At 73.1% G+C, this 15,132-nt stretch carries 11 protein-coding genes; 4 read left to right on the top strand and 7 right to left on the bottom strand.

Annotated elements, in window-relative coordinates:
• Positions 1-2: 2 nt before the first annotated feature.
• The 3 genes from treS to ddaH all read right to left on the bottom strand — a co-directional run bounded on the left by treS (position 3) and on the right by ddaH (position 4,559).
• Complete coding sequence (gene treS / locus J3P36_RS11370; protein ID WP_210508173.1) at positions 3-2,279, bottom strand: maltose alpha-D-glucosyltransferase; 2,277 nt, start codon at positions 2,277-2,279, stop codon at positions 3-5.
• A gap of 184 nt (positions 2,280-2,463) precedes the next feature.
• Positions 2,464-3,699: an ornithine--oxo-acid transaminase gene (gene rocD / locus J3P36_RS11365; RefSeq protein WP_210508587.1), complete on the bottom strand. Its 1,236-nt coding sequence runs from the start codon at positions 3,697-3,699 to the stop codon at positions 2,464-2,466.
• The gene (gene ddaH, locus J3P36_RS11360) at positions 3,696-4,559 is read right to left on the bottom strand and encodes a dimethylargininase (protein WP_210508171.1); all 864 of its coding nucleotides are present in this window, start codon (positions 4,557-4,559) and stop codon (positions 3,696-3,698) included. The genes rocD and ddaH overlap by 4 nt, the downstream gene beginning before the upstream one ends.
• 164 nt (positions 4,560-4,723) lie before the next feature.
• On the opposite strand from ddaH, the gene J3P36_RS16815 reads away from it, so the two are divergent.
• Both J3P36_RS16815 and J3P36_RS11350 read left to right on the top strand, forming a co-directional pair.
• A complete protein-coding gene (locus J3P36_RS16815; RefSeq protein WP_210508169.1) occupies positions 4,724-5,161 on the top strand; it encodes an Lrp/AsnC family transcriptional regulator in 438 nt (145 codons plus the stop codon).
• A 2-nt stretch (positions 5,162-5,163) separates the two neighbouring features.
• Positions 5,164-5,523: a GntR family transcriptional regulator gene (locus J3P36_RS11350; RefSeq protein ID WP_307807064.1), complete on the top strand. Its 360-nt coding sequence runs from the start codon at positions 5,164-5,166 to the stop codon at positions 5,521-5,523.
• Between the two features lie 40 nt (positions 5,524-5,563).
• Here the strand turns inward: J3P36_RS11350 and J3P36_RS11345 are convergent, their stop codons facing one another.
• The gene (locus J3P36_RS11345) at positions 5,564-8,998 is read right to left on the bottom strand and encodes a proline dehydrogenase family protein (protein ID WP_210508167.1); all 3,435 of its coding nucleotides are present in this window, start codon (positions 8,996-8,998) and stop codon (positions 5,564-5,566) included.
• 109 nt (positions 8,999-9,107) lie between these two features.
• On the opposite strand from J3P36_RS11345, the gene J3P36_RS11340 reads away from it, so the two are divergent.
• Complete coding sequence (locus J3P36_RS11340) at positions 9,108-10,478, top strand: FAD-binding oxidoreductase (RefSeq protein WP_210508158.1); 1,371 nt, start codon at positions 9,108-9,110, stop codon at positions 10,476-10,478.
• Positions 10,479-10,508: 30 nt separating this feature from the next.
• Here the strand turns inward: J3P36_RS11340 and J3P36_RS11335 are convergent, their stop codons facing one another.
• On the bottom strand, positions 10,509-11,477 hold the full coding sequence (locus tag J3P36_RS11335) for a DNA-3-methyladenine glycosylase 2 family protein (protein WP_307807063.1): 969 nt from the start codon (positions 11,475-11,477) through the stop codon (positions 10,509-10,511).
• 72 nt (positions 11,478-11,549) lie between these two features.
• On the opposite strand from J3P36_RS11335, the gene J3P36_RS11330 reads away from it, so the two are divergent.
• Positions 11,550-12,542, top strand: coding sequence for an acryloyl-CoA reductase (locus tag J3P36_RS11330; RefSeq protein ID WP_210508156.1), 993 nt, complete (start codon positions 11,550-11,552; stop codon positions 12,540-12,542).
• Between the two features lie 238 nt (positions 12,543-12,780).
• Here the strand turns inward: J3P36_RS11330 and hemL are convergent, their stop codons facing one another.
• Together hemL and hemB are read right to left on the bottom strand one after the other, a co-directional pair.
• Positions 12,781-14,166, bottom strand: a complete 1,386-nt coding sequence (gene hemL / locus J3P36_RS11325; protein WP_210508151.1) for a glutamate-1-semialdehyde 2,1-aminomutase — start codon at positions 14,164-14,166, stop codon at positions 12,781-12,783.
• Positions 14,163-15,098 carry a porphobilinogen synthase gene (hemB, locus tag J3P36_RS11320; RefSeq protein WP_246854631.1) on the bottom strand — a complete coding sequence of 312 codons (936 nt, stop codon included), beginning with the start codon at positions 15,096-15,098 and terminating at the stop codon, positions 14,163-14,165. The genes hemL and hemB overlap by 4 nt, the downstream gene beginning before the upstream one ends.
• Between the last annotated feature and the right edge of the window lie 34 nt (positions 15,099-15,132).

The raw sequence follows: 15,132 nt of genomic DNA, 5'->3' as shown, positions 1-15,132 counted from the left end.
GACTACTCCCCCGGCTCGCCGCCTGCCGCCGCCGGTCCGCCCTCCACCTGACCGTCGAGGATCAGGAACAGGCCCGCGTACGGCGCCAGATGCACCCCGAAGCTCTGCAGGTCGTCGACGTGCGCCACCACCTGGCCCGTCGCCGCGTCGACGACGTTCCGCTGAGGCACGAGGGCCTCCGAGTGCACGGTGCCCTCGATGGTCTCGCCGGAGAAGTTGAGCACCGTCACCTGGATGGGCGCATCCTCCTTCGTGCGGTCGCCGTCGTCGAGCCGGTGCACCAGGACCAGCATGCTCTGGTGCGCGACCGGGGGGATGTCGAGCTGGGTGGCGGTCGCGATCGAGTGCTCGCGGCGGATGTCGAGCACCGAGGTCAGCCCCGCGGCGAATGAGTCGGGCTGCTCGAACTGCGCGGGCAGCGAGCCGTAGAGCGAGCGGCCGCGCAGCATGCCGGCCTGCGAGCGGGTGGCGTCCGGCGAGGTGTCGAGCAGGTCGTGCGCGCCGCGCGAGATCCAGCGTGTGTCGCCCGACTCGATGAGCTCGCGCACATCGTCGGCGGGCAGGGTGAGGATGCCCATGAGGTCCCACGCGGACAGTGCGAACACGCCGGGCTGCCACGCGTTGTACTTCGCGAGCAGCAGGTGGGCGTCCCGGATCAGCGGCACGTCCTCCTCGGTGATGTCCTCGAGGCGCGCGAAGCCCTGGGAGGCGGCGATGATCGACGCCGTGGTGCAGGCGATGCCGTTCTGCGTGAAGACCCGGTTGTAGTCGCCCGTTCCGACCAGCTTCTCGGTGAGGTCGGCGCGGATCTCCTCGGCCAGCTGGCCGCCCGTCACCTCCCGGTGGCGGAAGAAGTAGGTGTCGTCGCGGTGGGTGGTCGCCCAGTGCACGAGCTCGTAGGTGAGCTCGTCGTGGTTCTGCATCCCGTGCACGAGCTGCACCGGCTCGACGCCGACCTCGAGCGCGGTGGTGAGGGTGAGCCGCAGGAACTCGGTCTGCCCCGTCGCGAGCGCGTGGTGGTAGGCGGGCCGGCTGACGAAGTCGTAGGAGAGGTCCGCCCCGACCGCACCGGTGTCGCGGATGTCCTCCATGGTCAGGTTCAGCTCCTGGAAGGTGAAGCCGCCGACCTTGCGGACCATGCCCGCGATGATGTGGTTCGCCGCGTGCGAGAGGGGGTGCCCCTCCGACCAGGCGGGGAGACCCTCTGCGCTCTTCTCGACTCCGAGGAAGCCGTTGGCGTCGAGCCGCAAGGCGCTCGTGCCGAGGTCGCCGAGCGAGTGCAGGGCGTCGCCGATCACGAGCCGCATCCCCGCGAACGTGGGGTCGAGCCAGTTGATGGAGGGCTGGCCCTGCTTGAAGTAGTGCAGGTAGACCCAGCGCCGCTGGACGCCGTCCGTGCCGACGACCGGGCCGGTCGCGCTCCAGTTGGTCTCCTTCACGCCCGGCGTGTAGAAGATGACCCGCTGGAGCTCGCCGATGATGTAGCCGTGCTCGCTGAGCTTCTGCTCGGTCGCCGGGTCGAGGTTGACCGCGTCCCGGCCCTCGGGAACCTCGGGCAGCAGGTGCCAGTCCTCGGCCGGGATCTCGACCATGTGATAGATGCCCGGGTAGTCCTTGTAGGCCATCTCGGCGAGGCGGAAGTCCGCGCCCTTGCCGGTGTGGCCGGGCACGATGTCGTCGATGACGCTGCCGTGGTGCTGGTCCGCGACGTCGCACAGCCGCCGGAACGCCTCCTCGTCGCCGAAGGCCGGGTCGATCTGGGTGCTGATGCGGTCGAAGTGGCCGTCGACGCTCGGCGTCTGCTGCCAGCCGGTGATGCCGCCCGCGCGCTTCACGGGGCCGGTGTGGATGCCGTTGATGCCGATCCGCTCGAACGCCTCCCAGAGCCGGTCCTCGCCGAGGGCCTGCAGGAAGGACACCCCGGGCGGGGTGATGAGCGAGATCGGATAGGCGGTGAACCACACGTCGCTCGTCCCGATCGCGCGCCGCGCGTCGGGGCGGGCGTAGGGGTTGCGCCACATGGACGGCTGCCCGGAGAGGTGCCGGCTCAGCACGTCGGCGTCCTTCAGCATCGACTGGCGGACGAGCCACTCGACGTAGGCGGGGTTGGTCCCGTTGGCGCTGCGCGGATCGGTGGCGAAACGGCGGAGGGTGCCACCCCGGAATTGGTCGCGCGGCCGCAGTCGGCGGGGCCGGGCCGGGTACCTCTGTTCGTCGTAGGTGATCTCAGTCGAAGGGTCGGCGATCTCGGCCGCGGATTCCTCGGAGAACTCGTCCACGCGTCAGTTCTACCCCGGCGGGCGGAGAAGCACGCGGCTGGAGGGGAGGGCTTTATTCCGCCGCCGCTTCACGGTAATAGCCGGTGATGTGCGCGGTCATCAGGCAGCGGCGTCATCCCGGCGGCCCTCCTCGATGGCGGCGAGGAGGGCCGGTTCTGCGGATCGGCCCGTTTCCGATTCGGGGTCAGGTGCGGAGGACCGCCTCCAGCGCGTCGACGGCGAAGTCGATCTCGTCGCGCTCCACCACGAGGGGCGGCGCCATGCGAACCGTCGAGCCGTGAGTGTCCTTCGCGAGGACTCCGCGCTCCAGCAGGGCGAGGCACACCTGGCGGCCCGTGCCGACGGACGGGTCGATGTCGATGCCGGCCCACAGTCCCGCGCCCCGGACGGCGGTGACGCCGGACCCGACGAGGGCGTGCAGCCGCCCGTGCAGGTGCTCGCCGAGCTCGCGCGCCCGCTCCTGGTACTCGCCGGACTCGAGCATCCGGACCACCTCGAGGCCGACGGCCGCGGCGAGCGGGTTGCCGCCGAACGTCGACCCGTGCTCGCCGGGACGCAGCACGCCGAGCACGTCCTCGTCGCCGACCACGGCGGACACCGGCACGATGCCGCCGCCGAGCGCCTTGCCGAGCAGGTAGAGGTCGGGCACGACACCCACGAGGTCGCACGCGAAGGTGCTTCCGGTGCGGCCGAGCCCGGACTGGATCTCGTCGGCAACGAAGAGCACGTTCCGCTCGTCGCAGAGCGCCCGCACAGCAGGCAGGTAGTCGGCGGGCGGGACGATCACGCCCGCCTCGCCCTGGATGGGCTCGAGCAGGATGGCGACCGTGGTGTCGTCCAGGGCATCCCTCAGGGCGGCCACGTCGCCGTAGGGCACGATGCGGAAGCCCGGCGTGTACGGACCGAAGTCGTCGCGCGCGCTCGCGTCGTCGCTGAAGCTGACGATCGTGGTCGTGCGGCCGTGGAAGTTGCCGGACGCGACGAGGATCGTGGCCTGCCCGGCAGGCACGCCCTTCCGCCGATACCCCCAAGCGCGCACCACCTTGATGGCCGACTCGACCGCCTCGGCGCCGGTGTTCATGGGCAGCACCAGGTCCTTGCGGGCGAGGGCCGCGAGCGCGGTGGCGAACGGACCGAGCCGGTCGTTGTCGAAGGCACGGCTCGTCAGCGTGATGCGCTCCAGCTGCTCCTTCGCCGCGGCGACGAGACGCGGATGCGAGTGCCCGAAGTTGACGGCGGAGTAGGCGGCGAGGAAGTCGAGATAGCGCCGGCCCTCGACGCCCGTCACCCACGCGCCCTGCCCGGACGCCAGTGTCACGGGCAGGGGCGCGTAGTTCCTGGCGAGCGCCGCGTTCCTGACGAGCGCTGCGTCTCCGGCGAGCGCAGCGTTCCCGGCGGGGCCTGGGCCGTTCCCGTTCAGTAGCGGAGCTCCAGCGTGCAGCACTTGACCCCACCTCCCCCGAGGAGCAGCTCGGACAGGTCGACGCCGATCGGGTTGTAGCCGCGCTCCCGCAGCGAGGCCTCGAAGCCGGTGGCGCGCTCGGCGATGACGACGTTGTAGCCGTCGCTGATGCAGTTGAGGCCGAGCCAGACGGCGTCCTCGTCGCTGACGAGCACGGCGTCCGGATAGCGCCGCTCGAGCTCCGCGCGGCTGCGGTCGTCGAACGCGCCCGGCAGGTACGCGATATTGGGCGCGCCGACGGCCGGGGTCACCGGGTCGAGCACGGCGAGCGCGGTGTCGAGGTGGTAGAACCGCGGGTCGACGAGCTCGAGGCTCACGACCTCGCGGTCGAAGACCCGGCCGACCTCCTCGTGGCTGCTGTTGGAGCTGCGGAAGCCGGTGCCGGCGAGGATCGTGTCGCCGACGAGCAGGAAGTCGCCCTCCCCCTCGTTCGTCTCGGCAGCCTCGACGAGGCGGAACCCGTTGTCGGCGAACCATCGCGAGTATGCGGGCGCCTCACCGGCCCGCTCCGGGTGCGCGAACCGGGGCGCGTAGGCGATGCCGTCGATCGTGAACCCGCCGTTCGCGGCGTAGACCATGTCGGGCAGGCCGGGCTCCGGATCGATCAGCCGGACGTCATGGCCGAGCTCGACGTAGAGGTCGTGCAGGCGCTGCCACTGCGCGAGCGCGCGGGACGTGTCGGTCGGGTGCTCGGGATGCATCCACGGGTTGATGCGGTACTCCACGGTGAAGTGCTCGGGCCGGCACATCAGCCAGGTGCGCGGCACGGCGACGCGCGCGGCGCCTTCGACGGTGGGATCGGGTGCGGTCAGGGTCATCGTTCTCCTCCTGGACGGGGGCGGACGAGGTCGCCTCATTCGAGGCCCCGGGTCGGGACGCCGGTCATCAGTGTGCCGGGCTCACCGCGACGATTAGTCGGCGCGAACGCACGAATCCGCCGTTCTGCTCTCTTTCACGCAACGTCGTTTCGTACACTCGCCTTGTGGACAACATCGACCACCGGATCATCGACCTGCTCCGCCTCAACGCCCGCTCCGGCTACGGCGACATCGGCAGCGTGGTCGGCCTCTCGGCGTCCGCGGTGAAGCGGCGAGTCGACCGCCTCGTGGCGGACGGCGTCATCCGCTCCTTCACGATCCAGGTCGATCCCGACATCGAGGGCTCGTCGACCGAGGCGTACGTCGAGATCTTCTGCCGCGGCACCGTCGCCCCCGCCGAGCTGAAGCGCATCCTGTCGGGGGTGCCCGAGGTCATCTATGCCGGTACTGTGACGGGCAGCGCCGATGCGGTCCTGCTCATGCGCAGCCGGGACATCCCGAGTCTCGAGCTGGCACTGGAGCGGGTGCGGATCGCGCCGAACGTCGACCACACCCGGAGCGCGATCGTGCTGTCGCGCCTCATCCAGCGCAGGACGGACTGACCGTGGACCTCCGGATCGATCCCCGCGACCGCACCCCCGCCGGCGAGCAGCTGCGACGCCAGCTCATCGACCGCATCCGCTCGGGAGCCCTGCCGCCCGCCGCGAAGCTGCCGACCGTGCGCGGTCTCGCGAATCAGCTGGGCATCGCGCCGGGCACGGTCGCCAAGGTGTATCGCGACCTGGAGCAGGACGGCCTGCTCGAGACGAACGGCCGCAACGGCACGCTCGTCTCGTCGGCCTCCGAGGATCCGGTGCAGCGCCAGGCCCAGGAGGCGGCGATCGCCTACGCCGACCGCGTCCGCTCCCTCGGTCTCGGCGCCGACGAGGCCCTCGACCTGGTGAGGGCCGCCCTCCAGCGCTGATCGAGGAGCTCGCTTCGACCCCGGTGGTCGAGGTGCGAGCTCAGCGGGCCGCCGTCTCGGGCAGCACCCCGTCGAGCGCGCCCAGCGCCCCGAACCGGTGGGCGGTGATCGACACCGCCTGCTCGCGGAGGAACGCGAGCAGCTCGACGCGTCCCGCCGTGGTGACGGGGCCGTCGTAGACCGTGAGGTCCGGGTCGCCGCCGAGGAGGCGGGCGATCGCGCCGGGCTCACCGCCGGCCATCCGCAGGCGCGACGTGCCGAGCCCCTCCCGGACGCGTGCCGCGAACTGGTCGTCGGTCTCGTCCCGCACCTCGATGCCGATGCCGAGCAGGCCGTTGCGCAGCCGCTCGGACAGCGGCCAGGCCGTGCTCACCTCGGTCTCGGCACGCGTTCGCGCCGCGGCGACGGCGAGGCGGACGAGGGACGCGACCGGCGCGCCCTCGGGCAGCCGCAGCGTGATGTCGGCGGGCCGGTAGCGGAACAGGTTCCGCTCGACGCCGAGGCCGGTGGCGTCGCGGACGACTCCGAACTCGGCCTGCCACGCGTCCTCGTCGTGCCGGGCGGCGGTGCGGACGAACTCGAACCCCTCGTAGGACAGGTCGCCCGTCGCGGCGTCGAGCAGGCGCCCGACGCGCTTCGACAGCCCGGCGAGCTTCAGGCCGCCGCCCGGCGCGACCTCCTGGGGCCGCAGCGTGCCGAGCCCGTACAGGTAGTTGGGGCCGCCGGCCTTCGCTCCGCCGCCGACGGACGAGCGCTTCCAGCCGCCGAACGGCTGCCGCCGCACGATCGCGCCCGTGATGCCGCGGTTCACGTAGAGGTTGCCCGCCTGCACCCGCTCCGCCCAGGCCGTGACCTCGTCCGGGTCGAGCGAATGCAGCCCGGCCGTCAGCCCGAAGGGGACCGCGTTCTGCAGCTCGATCGCCTCGTCCAGGCTCGCGGCGGTCATCACGCCGAGCACCGGCCCGAAGTACTCGGTGAGGTGGAACGGCGAACCGGGCTGCACGCCGGTCCGGATGCCGGGGGTCCAGAGGCGTGCGCCTCGCCGTTCGGGCTGGACGAGCCACTCCTCGCCGTCGCCGAGCGTGGTGAGGGCGTCGAGCAGCTTGCCGGAGGGCGGCTCGATGACGGGCCCCATCTGGGTCGCGGGGTCCTCGGCGGGTCCGACGGTGAGCGACCGGGTGGCGTCGGCGAGCTGCGAGAGGAACCGCCCGGACTTCGCCGCGGACCCGACGAGGATCACGAGGCTGGCGGCCGAGCACTTCTGGCCGGCGTGGCCGAAGGCGGACTTCACCACGTCCGCCGCGGCCAGGTCGAGGTCGGCGCTCGGCGTGACGATGATCGAGTTCTTGCCGCTCGTCTCGGCGAGCAGCGGCAGGTCCGGGCGCCAGGAGCGGAACAGCGCCGCGGTCTCCCACGAGCCGGTCAGCACGACGCGGTCCACGCGGGGATCCTCGATCAACCGGCGGCCGAGGGTCTCCTCGTCGACGTCGGCGAAGGCGAGCAGGTCGCGCGGGAACCCGGCCCGCCGCAGCGCCTCGGCGAGGACGGCCCCGACGCGCCGGGCCTGCGGGGCCGGCTTGAAGACGACGCCGCTGCCCGCGGCGAGCGCGGCGAGCACCGATCCGGCCGGGATGGAGGCGGGGAAGTTCCAGGGCGGAGCCACGAGGGTGACGGCCGCGGGAACGAAGTCGGCGCCGGGGATCTCGTCGAGCTCGCGCGCGCGCTCCGCGTAGTAGGCGGCGAAGTCGATGGCCTCGCTCACCTCGGGGTCACCCTCCGCGAGCGTCTTGCCCGTCTCGAACGCAGCGATCTCGAGCAGCTCGGCCCGGGCGGCGGCGAGCGCCGCGGCGGCGCGTTCGAGCACGGCCGCCCGCTCGGCTCCGGACCGTGCCCCCCACTCGGCGCCGGCGCGGGCGACGCCCGCGAGGAGCCGGTCGAGCTCGGCCTCGGTCTCGATCCGCCCCTCCCGCAGGGTCTCGACGCCCAGCCGCGTGTCCTTCGCCCGCGCGAGGATGGCGCGCCCCCACTCGCGGTTGGCGGGGAGCGACGGGTCGGTGTCCGGCTCGTTCTCGAACGGAGCTCCGGCCCGCGGGGCGTATTGCTCGGTGCGCCGGTCCTGGCGCCGGTTCGGGCGCAGCTCCCTCGGCTCCCTCAGCGCGGCCAGGGACCGCGCGAACCGCTCGCGCTCACGCTGGAAGACGCCCTCGTCCGAGGCGAGGTCGAAGACGGCGGACATGAAGTTCTCGTCGCTCGCGTTCTCCTCGAGCCGCCGCACCAGGTAGGAGATCGCGACGTCGAACTCGCGGGGCGCCACGACCGGCGTGTAGAGCAGCAGGCCGCCCACGTCCTCGCTGATCGCCGCCGCCTGCCCCGTCGCCATGCCGAGCAGCATCTCGACGTCCACCCGGTCGGTCACGCCGCGGTCCTGGGCGAGCAGCCACGCGTACGCGAGGTCGAAGAGATTGTGGCCGGCGACTCCGAGGCGGACGGCGTCGGTGCGCTCGGGGGTCATCGCCCAGTCGAGCACCCGCTTGTAGTTCGTGTCCGTCTCCTGCTTGCTCGGCAGGGTGGCGAGCGGCCAGTCGTGCACCGCCGCGTCGACGCGCTCCATGGCGAGGTTCGCGCCCTTGACGACGCGGACCTTGATCGCGGCGCCGCCCTTCCCGCGCCGCTCCCGGGCCCAGCCGTTGAGGCGCTGCATGGCGTCGAGCGCGTCCGGCAGGTAAGCCTGCAGCACGATCCCGGCCTCCAGGCCCCGCAGCTCGGGGAGGTCGAGGAGGCGCATGAAGACCGCGAGCGTCAGGTCGAGGTCGCGGTACTCCTCCATGTCGAGGTTGATGAACTTGCGGCTCGGCGACGAGGCGGCGAAGCGGTACAGCGGCAGGAGACGGTCCACCACCCGGTCGACCGTCTCGTCGAACCCCCACATGGTGAGCTGCCCGGCGATCGCCGACACCTTGACGGAGACGTAGTCGACGTCGTCGCGCGCGAGCAGCTTGCGGGTGCCCGCGAGCCGGCGCTTCGCCTCGTCCTCCCCGAGCACCGCCTCGCCGAGCAGGTTGAGGTTGAGGCGCGCGCCGCGGGAGCGCAGCCGCGCGATCGAGCGGCCGAGCCGGCGGGGCGTGGCGTCGAGCACGAGGTGGCCGACCATCCGCCGCAGCACCTCGCGCGCGATCGGCACCACCGGCCACGGCAGGATCAGCCCCGCGAGCCCGCCGGCGAGGATCGCCGCCCGCTGGTACAGCGGCAGGAACCGCGGGAGCACCCGCCGCAGCCGCCACAGGTTGCGGGCGGCGACGCGGAGATCCTCGGGGCGCACCACTCCGTCGATGAAGCCGACCGTGAACGGCAGCCCCTTGGGATCCCGCAGCACGCCGGCGAGCCGCGCAGCCGCCGCATCGGTCGGGGCGTCGGCGCTGCGCGCGAGCCAGGATCGGACGAGCGCGACCGTGCGCTCCTCGGAGACCTGCACCATGCTTCGAAGGATAGGCGGGCGCGACCGAGGCGGCGTTCCGCCGCGGGGCGGGGCCGGAAACACCCCAGGATGGGGGACGCGCCACTTGCGGGAACGGTAGTCTCACGATATGGCGACGCCCATCACCCTGGACGCGGTCGCCGACCTGCGCGAGAGCGTGTCCGGCGTCGTCTACGTCCGCGGCGACGAGGGACTCGACGACGAGGCCGCCTGCTACAACACCGCGATCGTGCACGACCCCGACGTGGTCGTCGGCGCCGGCACCGTGGACGACGTCGTCATGGCGGTCCGCTTCGCGGGCGAGCACGGCGTCCCCGTCTTCGTGCAGGCCACCGGACACGGCGCCTTCGCGCCCATCACGAGCGGCGTCCTCATCACGACGGGCCGGATGACGGGCGTCAGCATCGACCCCGCCAGCCGGATCGCCACCATCGACGCGGGCACCCGCTGGGGCGAGGTCGTCGAGGCGGGCGCGCGGTACGGGCTCGCGCCCATCACCGGCTCCTCCATCAGCGTCGGCGCCATCGGCTACACCCTGGGCGGCGGTCTCGGCCCCCTCTCCCGCACCTACGGGTTCACCGCCGACTGGGCGCGCGGCTTCACCGTCGTCACCGCCGACGGACGGGTCGTCCGGGCGACCGCCGAGGAGAACCCCGACCTGTTCTGGGCGCTCCGCGGCGGCAAGGGCGGGCTCGGCGTCGTCGTGGAGATGGACCTCGAGCTCGTTCCTCTCACGCACGTCTACGGCGGCGGGCTCTTCTTCGACACCGCCCACATCGAGGACGCGATGCGCGCCTGGGTGGACTGGGTGCACACCGTGCCGGACACCGTCACCTCGTCCGTCGCGCTCGTGCGCTTCCCGCCCATCGAGGAGGTGCCGGAGGCGCTCCGCGGCAAGTTCGTGCTGCACCTGCGCTTCGCGTTCGTCGGCGACGACGCCGAGGGCGAGCGCCTGCTCGCGCCGATCCGGGATGCGGCGCCCGCGTTCCTCGACCTGGTCGGGGAGATGCCGACCTCCGCGATCGGCTCGATCCACAACGACGCCGACCAGCCCGGGCCCGCCTGGGATCGCGGCATGCAGCTGAAGGACATCGACCAGGACTTCGTGACCGCGTTCCTCGCGCGGGCCGGTGCCGGCTCGGATGTGCCCTTCATCGCGATCGAGATCCGGCACATCGGCGGCGCCGCAGCCGAGGAGCAGCACGGCGGCACCGCGGTCGGCGGCCGGCAGGCGCCGTTCACGCTCGTGATGATCGGGGTGCCGGTCCCCGAGCTGTTCGCGATCGCGATGCCGCAGAAGTCCGACTACGTCGTATCGGGGATCCTGCCCTGGATCGCGAGCGAGACGAACATCAACTTCCTCGGGCACGTGGCGTCGACCCAGCAGTTCGCGAGCGCCTGGCCGAGCCATGCCTTCGACCGGCTCGCGTCGACGCGCACCGCCTGGGATCCGGACGGGGTCTTCGCCTACGGGCCATGACGGCGGCGCACCGCGGCTCGCTCCCGGCGGTCAGTGGCTCCGGTGGTCCTGGATCGTCATCTTCGGGCCGAAGCGCGGCTTGCGGAACCCGCTCGCGAGGATGATCCGCACCACCCGCTGGCGGTGCCCGCGCCACGGCTCCAGCAGCTCGAGCATGCCGTCGTCGTCGACGGGCTTGCCCGCGAGGGCCCAGCCGACGATGTCGTGCAGGTGGTAGTCGCCGACGCTCACCTCGTCGGGGTCGCCGTGGGCGCGCTGGCTCGTCTCCGCGGCCGTCCAGATGCCCACTCCCCCGAGGCTGCGCAGCCGGGAGTGCACCTGCGGTCCCCCGCGGCCGAGGTCGAGGGTCCGCTCGAGGGACGAGGCGACCTTCGCGGCCTCGACGCACGTGCGCGACCGGCGCGGATCGACGCCGGCACGATGCCATTCCCACGACGGAATACGTCGCCAGACGCCCGCCTCGGGGAAGACCTTCATGCCCTCGGGGGCGGGTCCGGGCGGCGTCTCGCCATGCCGGCGCATGAGCTGCCGCCAGGCGGCGTGCGCCTCCTTGACGGTGACCTTCTGCTCGAGGATCGCCGCGAGGAGCATCTCGAAGACGAGCCCGACCCGCGCGAGGCGGAGTCCCGGCAGCCGTCGCGCCGCCTCGGCGAGCGCCGGGGCCGCGGACAGGTCGAAACCGCTCGCGTCGTCGCCGGCGCCGAGCAATTCGGGGACGCCCGCGATCGCCCACTCCGCACCGGCGCCCCAGGCGCGGGCGTGCACGGCGCCGCGCGCGCTCTGTGCCAGGTGCAGGGTGGCAGGGCCTTCAGGGGTGCGCAGGGTGCGCCAGACCCCCGCGGGACCGTGCCGACCGGCCGGGTCCCAGAGCAGCGTCGGGTCTCCCGGACCGCGTCCCAGCTGGGCGAGGACGAGTCGCAGGTCGACGGGGACTGCCGGATCCCAGACCGTGCTGAGGGCCGCGTCGTCGACCGCCGCGATCGTCCCGAGTGCCCCCACCCGGTCATGGTACGTGAGGCGCTCAGGCCGTTAGCGTGTGGGGGCGGCCTGTCCGCGGGGAGGGAGAGCGCCATGTCGTACCGAGCCGTCGTCGTCGAGGAGGGCACCCCGCCCGAGGCCCGCATCCGCACCGTTCCCGGCCCGTTCGCCGTGCCGCCCGGGGACGCGCTCCGGATCCAGGTGAGCCACTCGTCCGTCAACTACAAGGACGCGATCGCCCTCACCGGCGGGAAGGGCGTCCTCCGCGCTCTGCCGATGGTGCCGGGGATCGACGCTGTCGGCGTCCTCGCGGACGGCACGGAAGGGATCCCCGCCGGCATGCCCGTGCTCGTCAACGGCGCCGGACTCGGCGAGCGGACGGACGGTGGGCTCGCGGGCGAGGTGCTCGCGCCCGCCGACACGGTGCTCCCGGTGCCCGACGGCCTGTCCGCGCGCGACGCCGCCGCCATCGGCACGGCGGGTTTCACCGCGGCCCTCGCCGCGCTCACGCTCGAGCGGCAGGGCGTGGCGCCGGGCGGGGGCGAGGTCCTCGTCACGGGTGCGGGCGGCGGCGTCGGCTCGTTCGCCGTGGCCCTGCTCGCCGCGCTGGGCTACGAGGTGGTCGCCTCGACCGGACGGGTGCCCGAGCGGGGACCCGAGCTCAAGGCCCTTGGCGCCTCCGGGGTGGTGGATCGCGCCGAGATCGCGGCGGGCGGCAAGCCGCTGCAGAGTGCGCGCTGGGCCGCGGTCGTCGACTCGGTCGGCGGCGTCCCGCTCGCCAACGCGCTCGCGCAGACGCGGTACGGCGGCGTCGTGGCCGCGTGCGGGCTGGCGGGAAGCTCTGCGCTGCCGGCGACGGTGATGCCGTTCATCCTGCGCGCCGTCACACTCGCCGGCGTGAACTCGGTGGACGCGCCCCGCGATCATCGCGAGGCGGCCTGGAATCTCCTCGCGGGGCACATCTCGCCGCAGATCATCGGGGCGATCGCCCCGCGCGAGGTCGGCCTGCGCGAGGCGGTGGCGGTCGCCCGCGACGTCCTCGACGGTCGGGTGGCGGGCCGAGTGGTGGTCGACGTCACCGCGTAGTCCCGGTCGGCGGTCCACCGCCGGCGGTCGAGGAGTGGCGCGGCCGCGTCTCGGCGCGTCGGGTGAAGGCAGCCCCACCGCCGGTGATTGAGGAGCGGCGCAGCCGCGTCTCGAAATCACGCACGCCGATCTCCGGACCCGGCCACCCTGCCTGGGTTCGTCCGAAGGCGCGTCGGGTGATTTCGAGACGCCCGCTGCGCGGGCTCCTCAATCACCGGAAGGGGGCCGCCAGGACGCGCTACTGGCCGCGCCCGGAGCTCGGGGGCGGAGTCGGCGACGCCGGCTTCACGTCCTCCGGCGCGGTCGCCGCGGCGGCCGCGCGGGCCGCGCCCGGCAGGGCCGCCTCGATGCGGGCGATCGCCGCTTCGTCGTGGGCGGCGGTGACGAACCACGCCTCGAAGACCGACGGCGGCAGCGAGACGCCCGCGTCGAGCATCGCGTGGAAGAACGGCGGATACCGCCACCCCTCCTGCCGTTTGACCCCGGCGTAGTCGGTGGGGAGCGGCAGGTCGCCGAACACGATGCTGAACAGGTTCCCGGCGCGCTGGATGCTGTGCGCCACTCCCGCCGCATCGAGCGCCGCAGATGTCGCGGCCGAGATGCGCGCCGCGGTGGCGTCCAGGGAGTCGTAGACCGCTGAGTCCGCGAGGCGGAGCGTGGTGAGACCCGCCGCGACCGCGACCGGGTTCCCGGAGAGGGTGCCCGCCTGGTACACGGGCCCGCGAGGGGCGAGCAGCTCCATCACGTCGGCGCGTCCGCCGAGCGCGGCGAGGGGCATCCCGCCGCCGATCACCTTGCCGAACGTGAAGAGGTCGGGCGTGTAGTCGACGCCGTCGGCGTTCTCGAGACCCCACCAGCCGGCGCTGCCGACCCGGAAGCCGGTGAGCACCTCGTCGGAGATGACGAGCGCGCCGTGCTCGTGCGCGATGCGGTGCAGCGCGGCGTTGAACCCGGGCGCGGGCGGAACGACGCCCATATTCGCGGCGGCCGCCTCGGTGATGACGGCGGCGATGTTCGCGCCGTGCCGCTCGAAGACCGCCTGGAGCGCGGCGACGTCGTTGTAGGGGACGACGAGCGTCGTGCCGGCGACCGCCGCCGGGACCCCCGCCGATCCCGGCAGCGCCAGAGTCGCGACCCCGGAGCCCGCCTCGGCGAGCAGGGCATCGGAGTGGCCGTGGTAGTGCCCGGCGAACTTCACGAGCAGGTCCCGGCCGGTCGCGCCGCGCGCCAGCCGGATGGCGGTCATCGTCGCCTCGGTGCCCGTGGAGACGAGGCGCAGCCGCTCGATCGGCGCGACGCCGTTCGCCCGCACCCGGTCGCGGACGAGTTCGGCGAGCTCCGTCTCCGAGGGCGTGGAGGCGCCGAAGGAGAGGCCGCGCGCGGCCGCGTCCTGCACGGCGGCGACCACCTCGGGATGAGCGTGCCCCAGGATCGCGGGACCCCACGACGCGACGAGGTCGACGTACTCGGTGCCCTCGCTGTCGGTGACCGTGGCGCCGGACGCGCGGACCAGGAAGCGCGGGGTGCCGCCGACGGAGCCGAACGCCCGCACGGGCGAGTTCACGCCGCCGGGGATGGAGCGCTGCGCGCGCTCGAACAGGTCTTCGTTGGCCGGTGCGTTCACCGCTCCTCCTTCAGCCAGCCGGCGACCTCGACGGCCCAGTAGGTGAGCACCGCCTCGGCACCCGCACGGCGGATGGCGGTGATCGACTCGAGCACGGCGCGGCGGCGGTCGATCCAGCCGTTCGCGGCGGCGGCCTCGAGCATCGCGTACTCGCCGGACACCTGATATGCCCAGACGGGAATGGACGAAACGGCCGCCACCTCGGCCAGCACGTCGAGATAGCTCGACGCCGGCTTCACCATCACCACGTCGGCGCCTTCCGCCTCGTCGAGCGCAGCCTCCCGGGCCCCGGCGCGGCCGTTGGCGGGGTCGATCTGGTACGAGCGGCGGTCGCCCTTCAGCTGGGAGTCGACGGCCTCGCGGAAGGGACCGTAGAACGCGGAGGCGTACTTGCCGGCATAGGCGAGGATCGGCGTTCCGGCGTAGCCCCCGGAGTCGAGGGCGTCGCGGACGGCGGCGACCTGGTGGTCCATCATCCCGGACAGTCCGAGCAGCTGGGAGCCGCTGGCCGCCTGCGCGATCGCCATGTCGCGGTACCGCTCGAGGGTCGCATCGTTGTCGACGGAGCCGTCCGCCGCCAGCACGCCGCAGTGGCCGTGGTCGGTGAACTCGTCGAGGCACAGGTCGGTCTGGACGACGAGCGCGTCGCCCACCTCCTCGGCCGCGATGCGGGTGGCGACGTTGAGGACGCCGTCCGGATCGGTCGCGCCGCTGCCCTCGGCGTCGCGGCGCTCGGGGACTCCGAACAGCATGACGCCGCCGATGCCGGCCTCCGCAGCCCCGACGAGGGCGGCCCGGAAGCTGTCCTCGGAGTGCTGCATCACGCCCGGCATCGAGGAGATCGGGATCGGTGCGGCGGCGCCCTCCCGCAGGAACATCGGGAGGACGAGCTCCGCCCGGTGCAGCCGGGTCTCCGCGACCAGTCGCCGCATGGCGGGGGTCTCCCGGAGGCGCCGGGGCCTGACC

Origin of the sequence: Naasia sp. SYSU D00057 (assembly GCF_017916505.1) — a bacterium.
Lineage (GTDB): Bacteria > Actinomycetota > Actinomycetes > Actinomycetales > Microbacteriaceae > Naasia.
Note: the sequence above shows the minus strand (reverse complement) of the source record. Positions and strands in the feature narration are given on the sequence as shown.

Coding starts and splice junctions, on each gene's coding strand:
- ddaH (WP_210508171.1), bottom strand. CDS start 4,559: ATGACCCTGACCGCACCCGATCCCACCGTCGAAGGCGCCGCGCGCGTC.
- J3P36_RS11345 (WP_210508167.1), bottom strand. CDS start 8,998: ATGGTGCAGGTCTCCGAGGAGCGCACGGTCGCGCTCGTCCGATCCTGG.
- J3P36_RS11340 (WP_210508158.1), top strand. CDS start 9,108: ATGGCGACGCCCATCACCCTGGACGCGGTCGCCGACCTGCGCGAGAGC.
- J3P36_RS11330 (WP_210508156.1), top strand. CDS start 11,550: ATGTCGTACCGAGCCGTCGTCGTCGAGGAGGGCACCCCGCCCGAGGCC.
- hemB (WP_246854631.1), bottom strand. CDS start 15,098: ATGCGGCGACTGGTCGCGGAGACCCGGCTGCACCGGGCGGAGCTCGTC.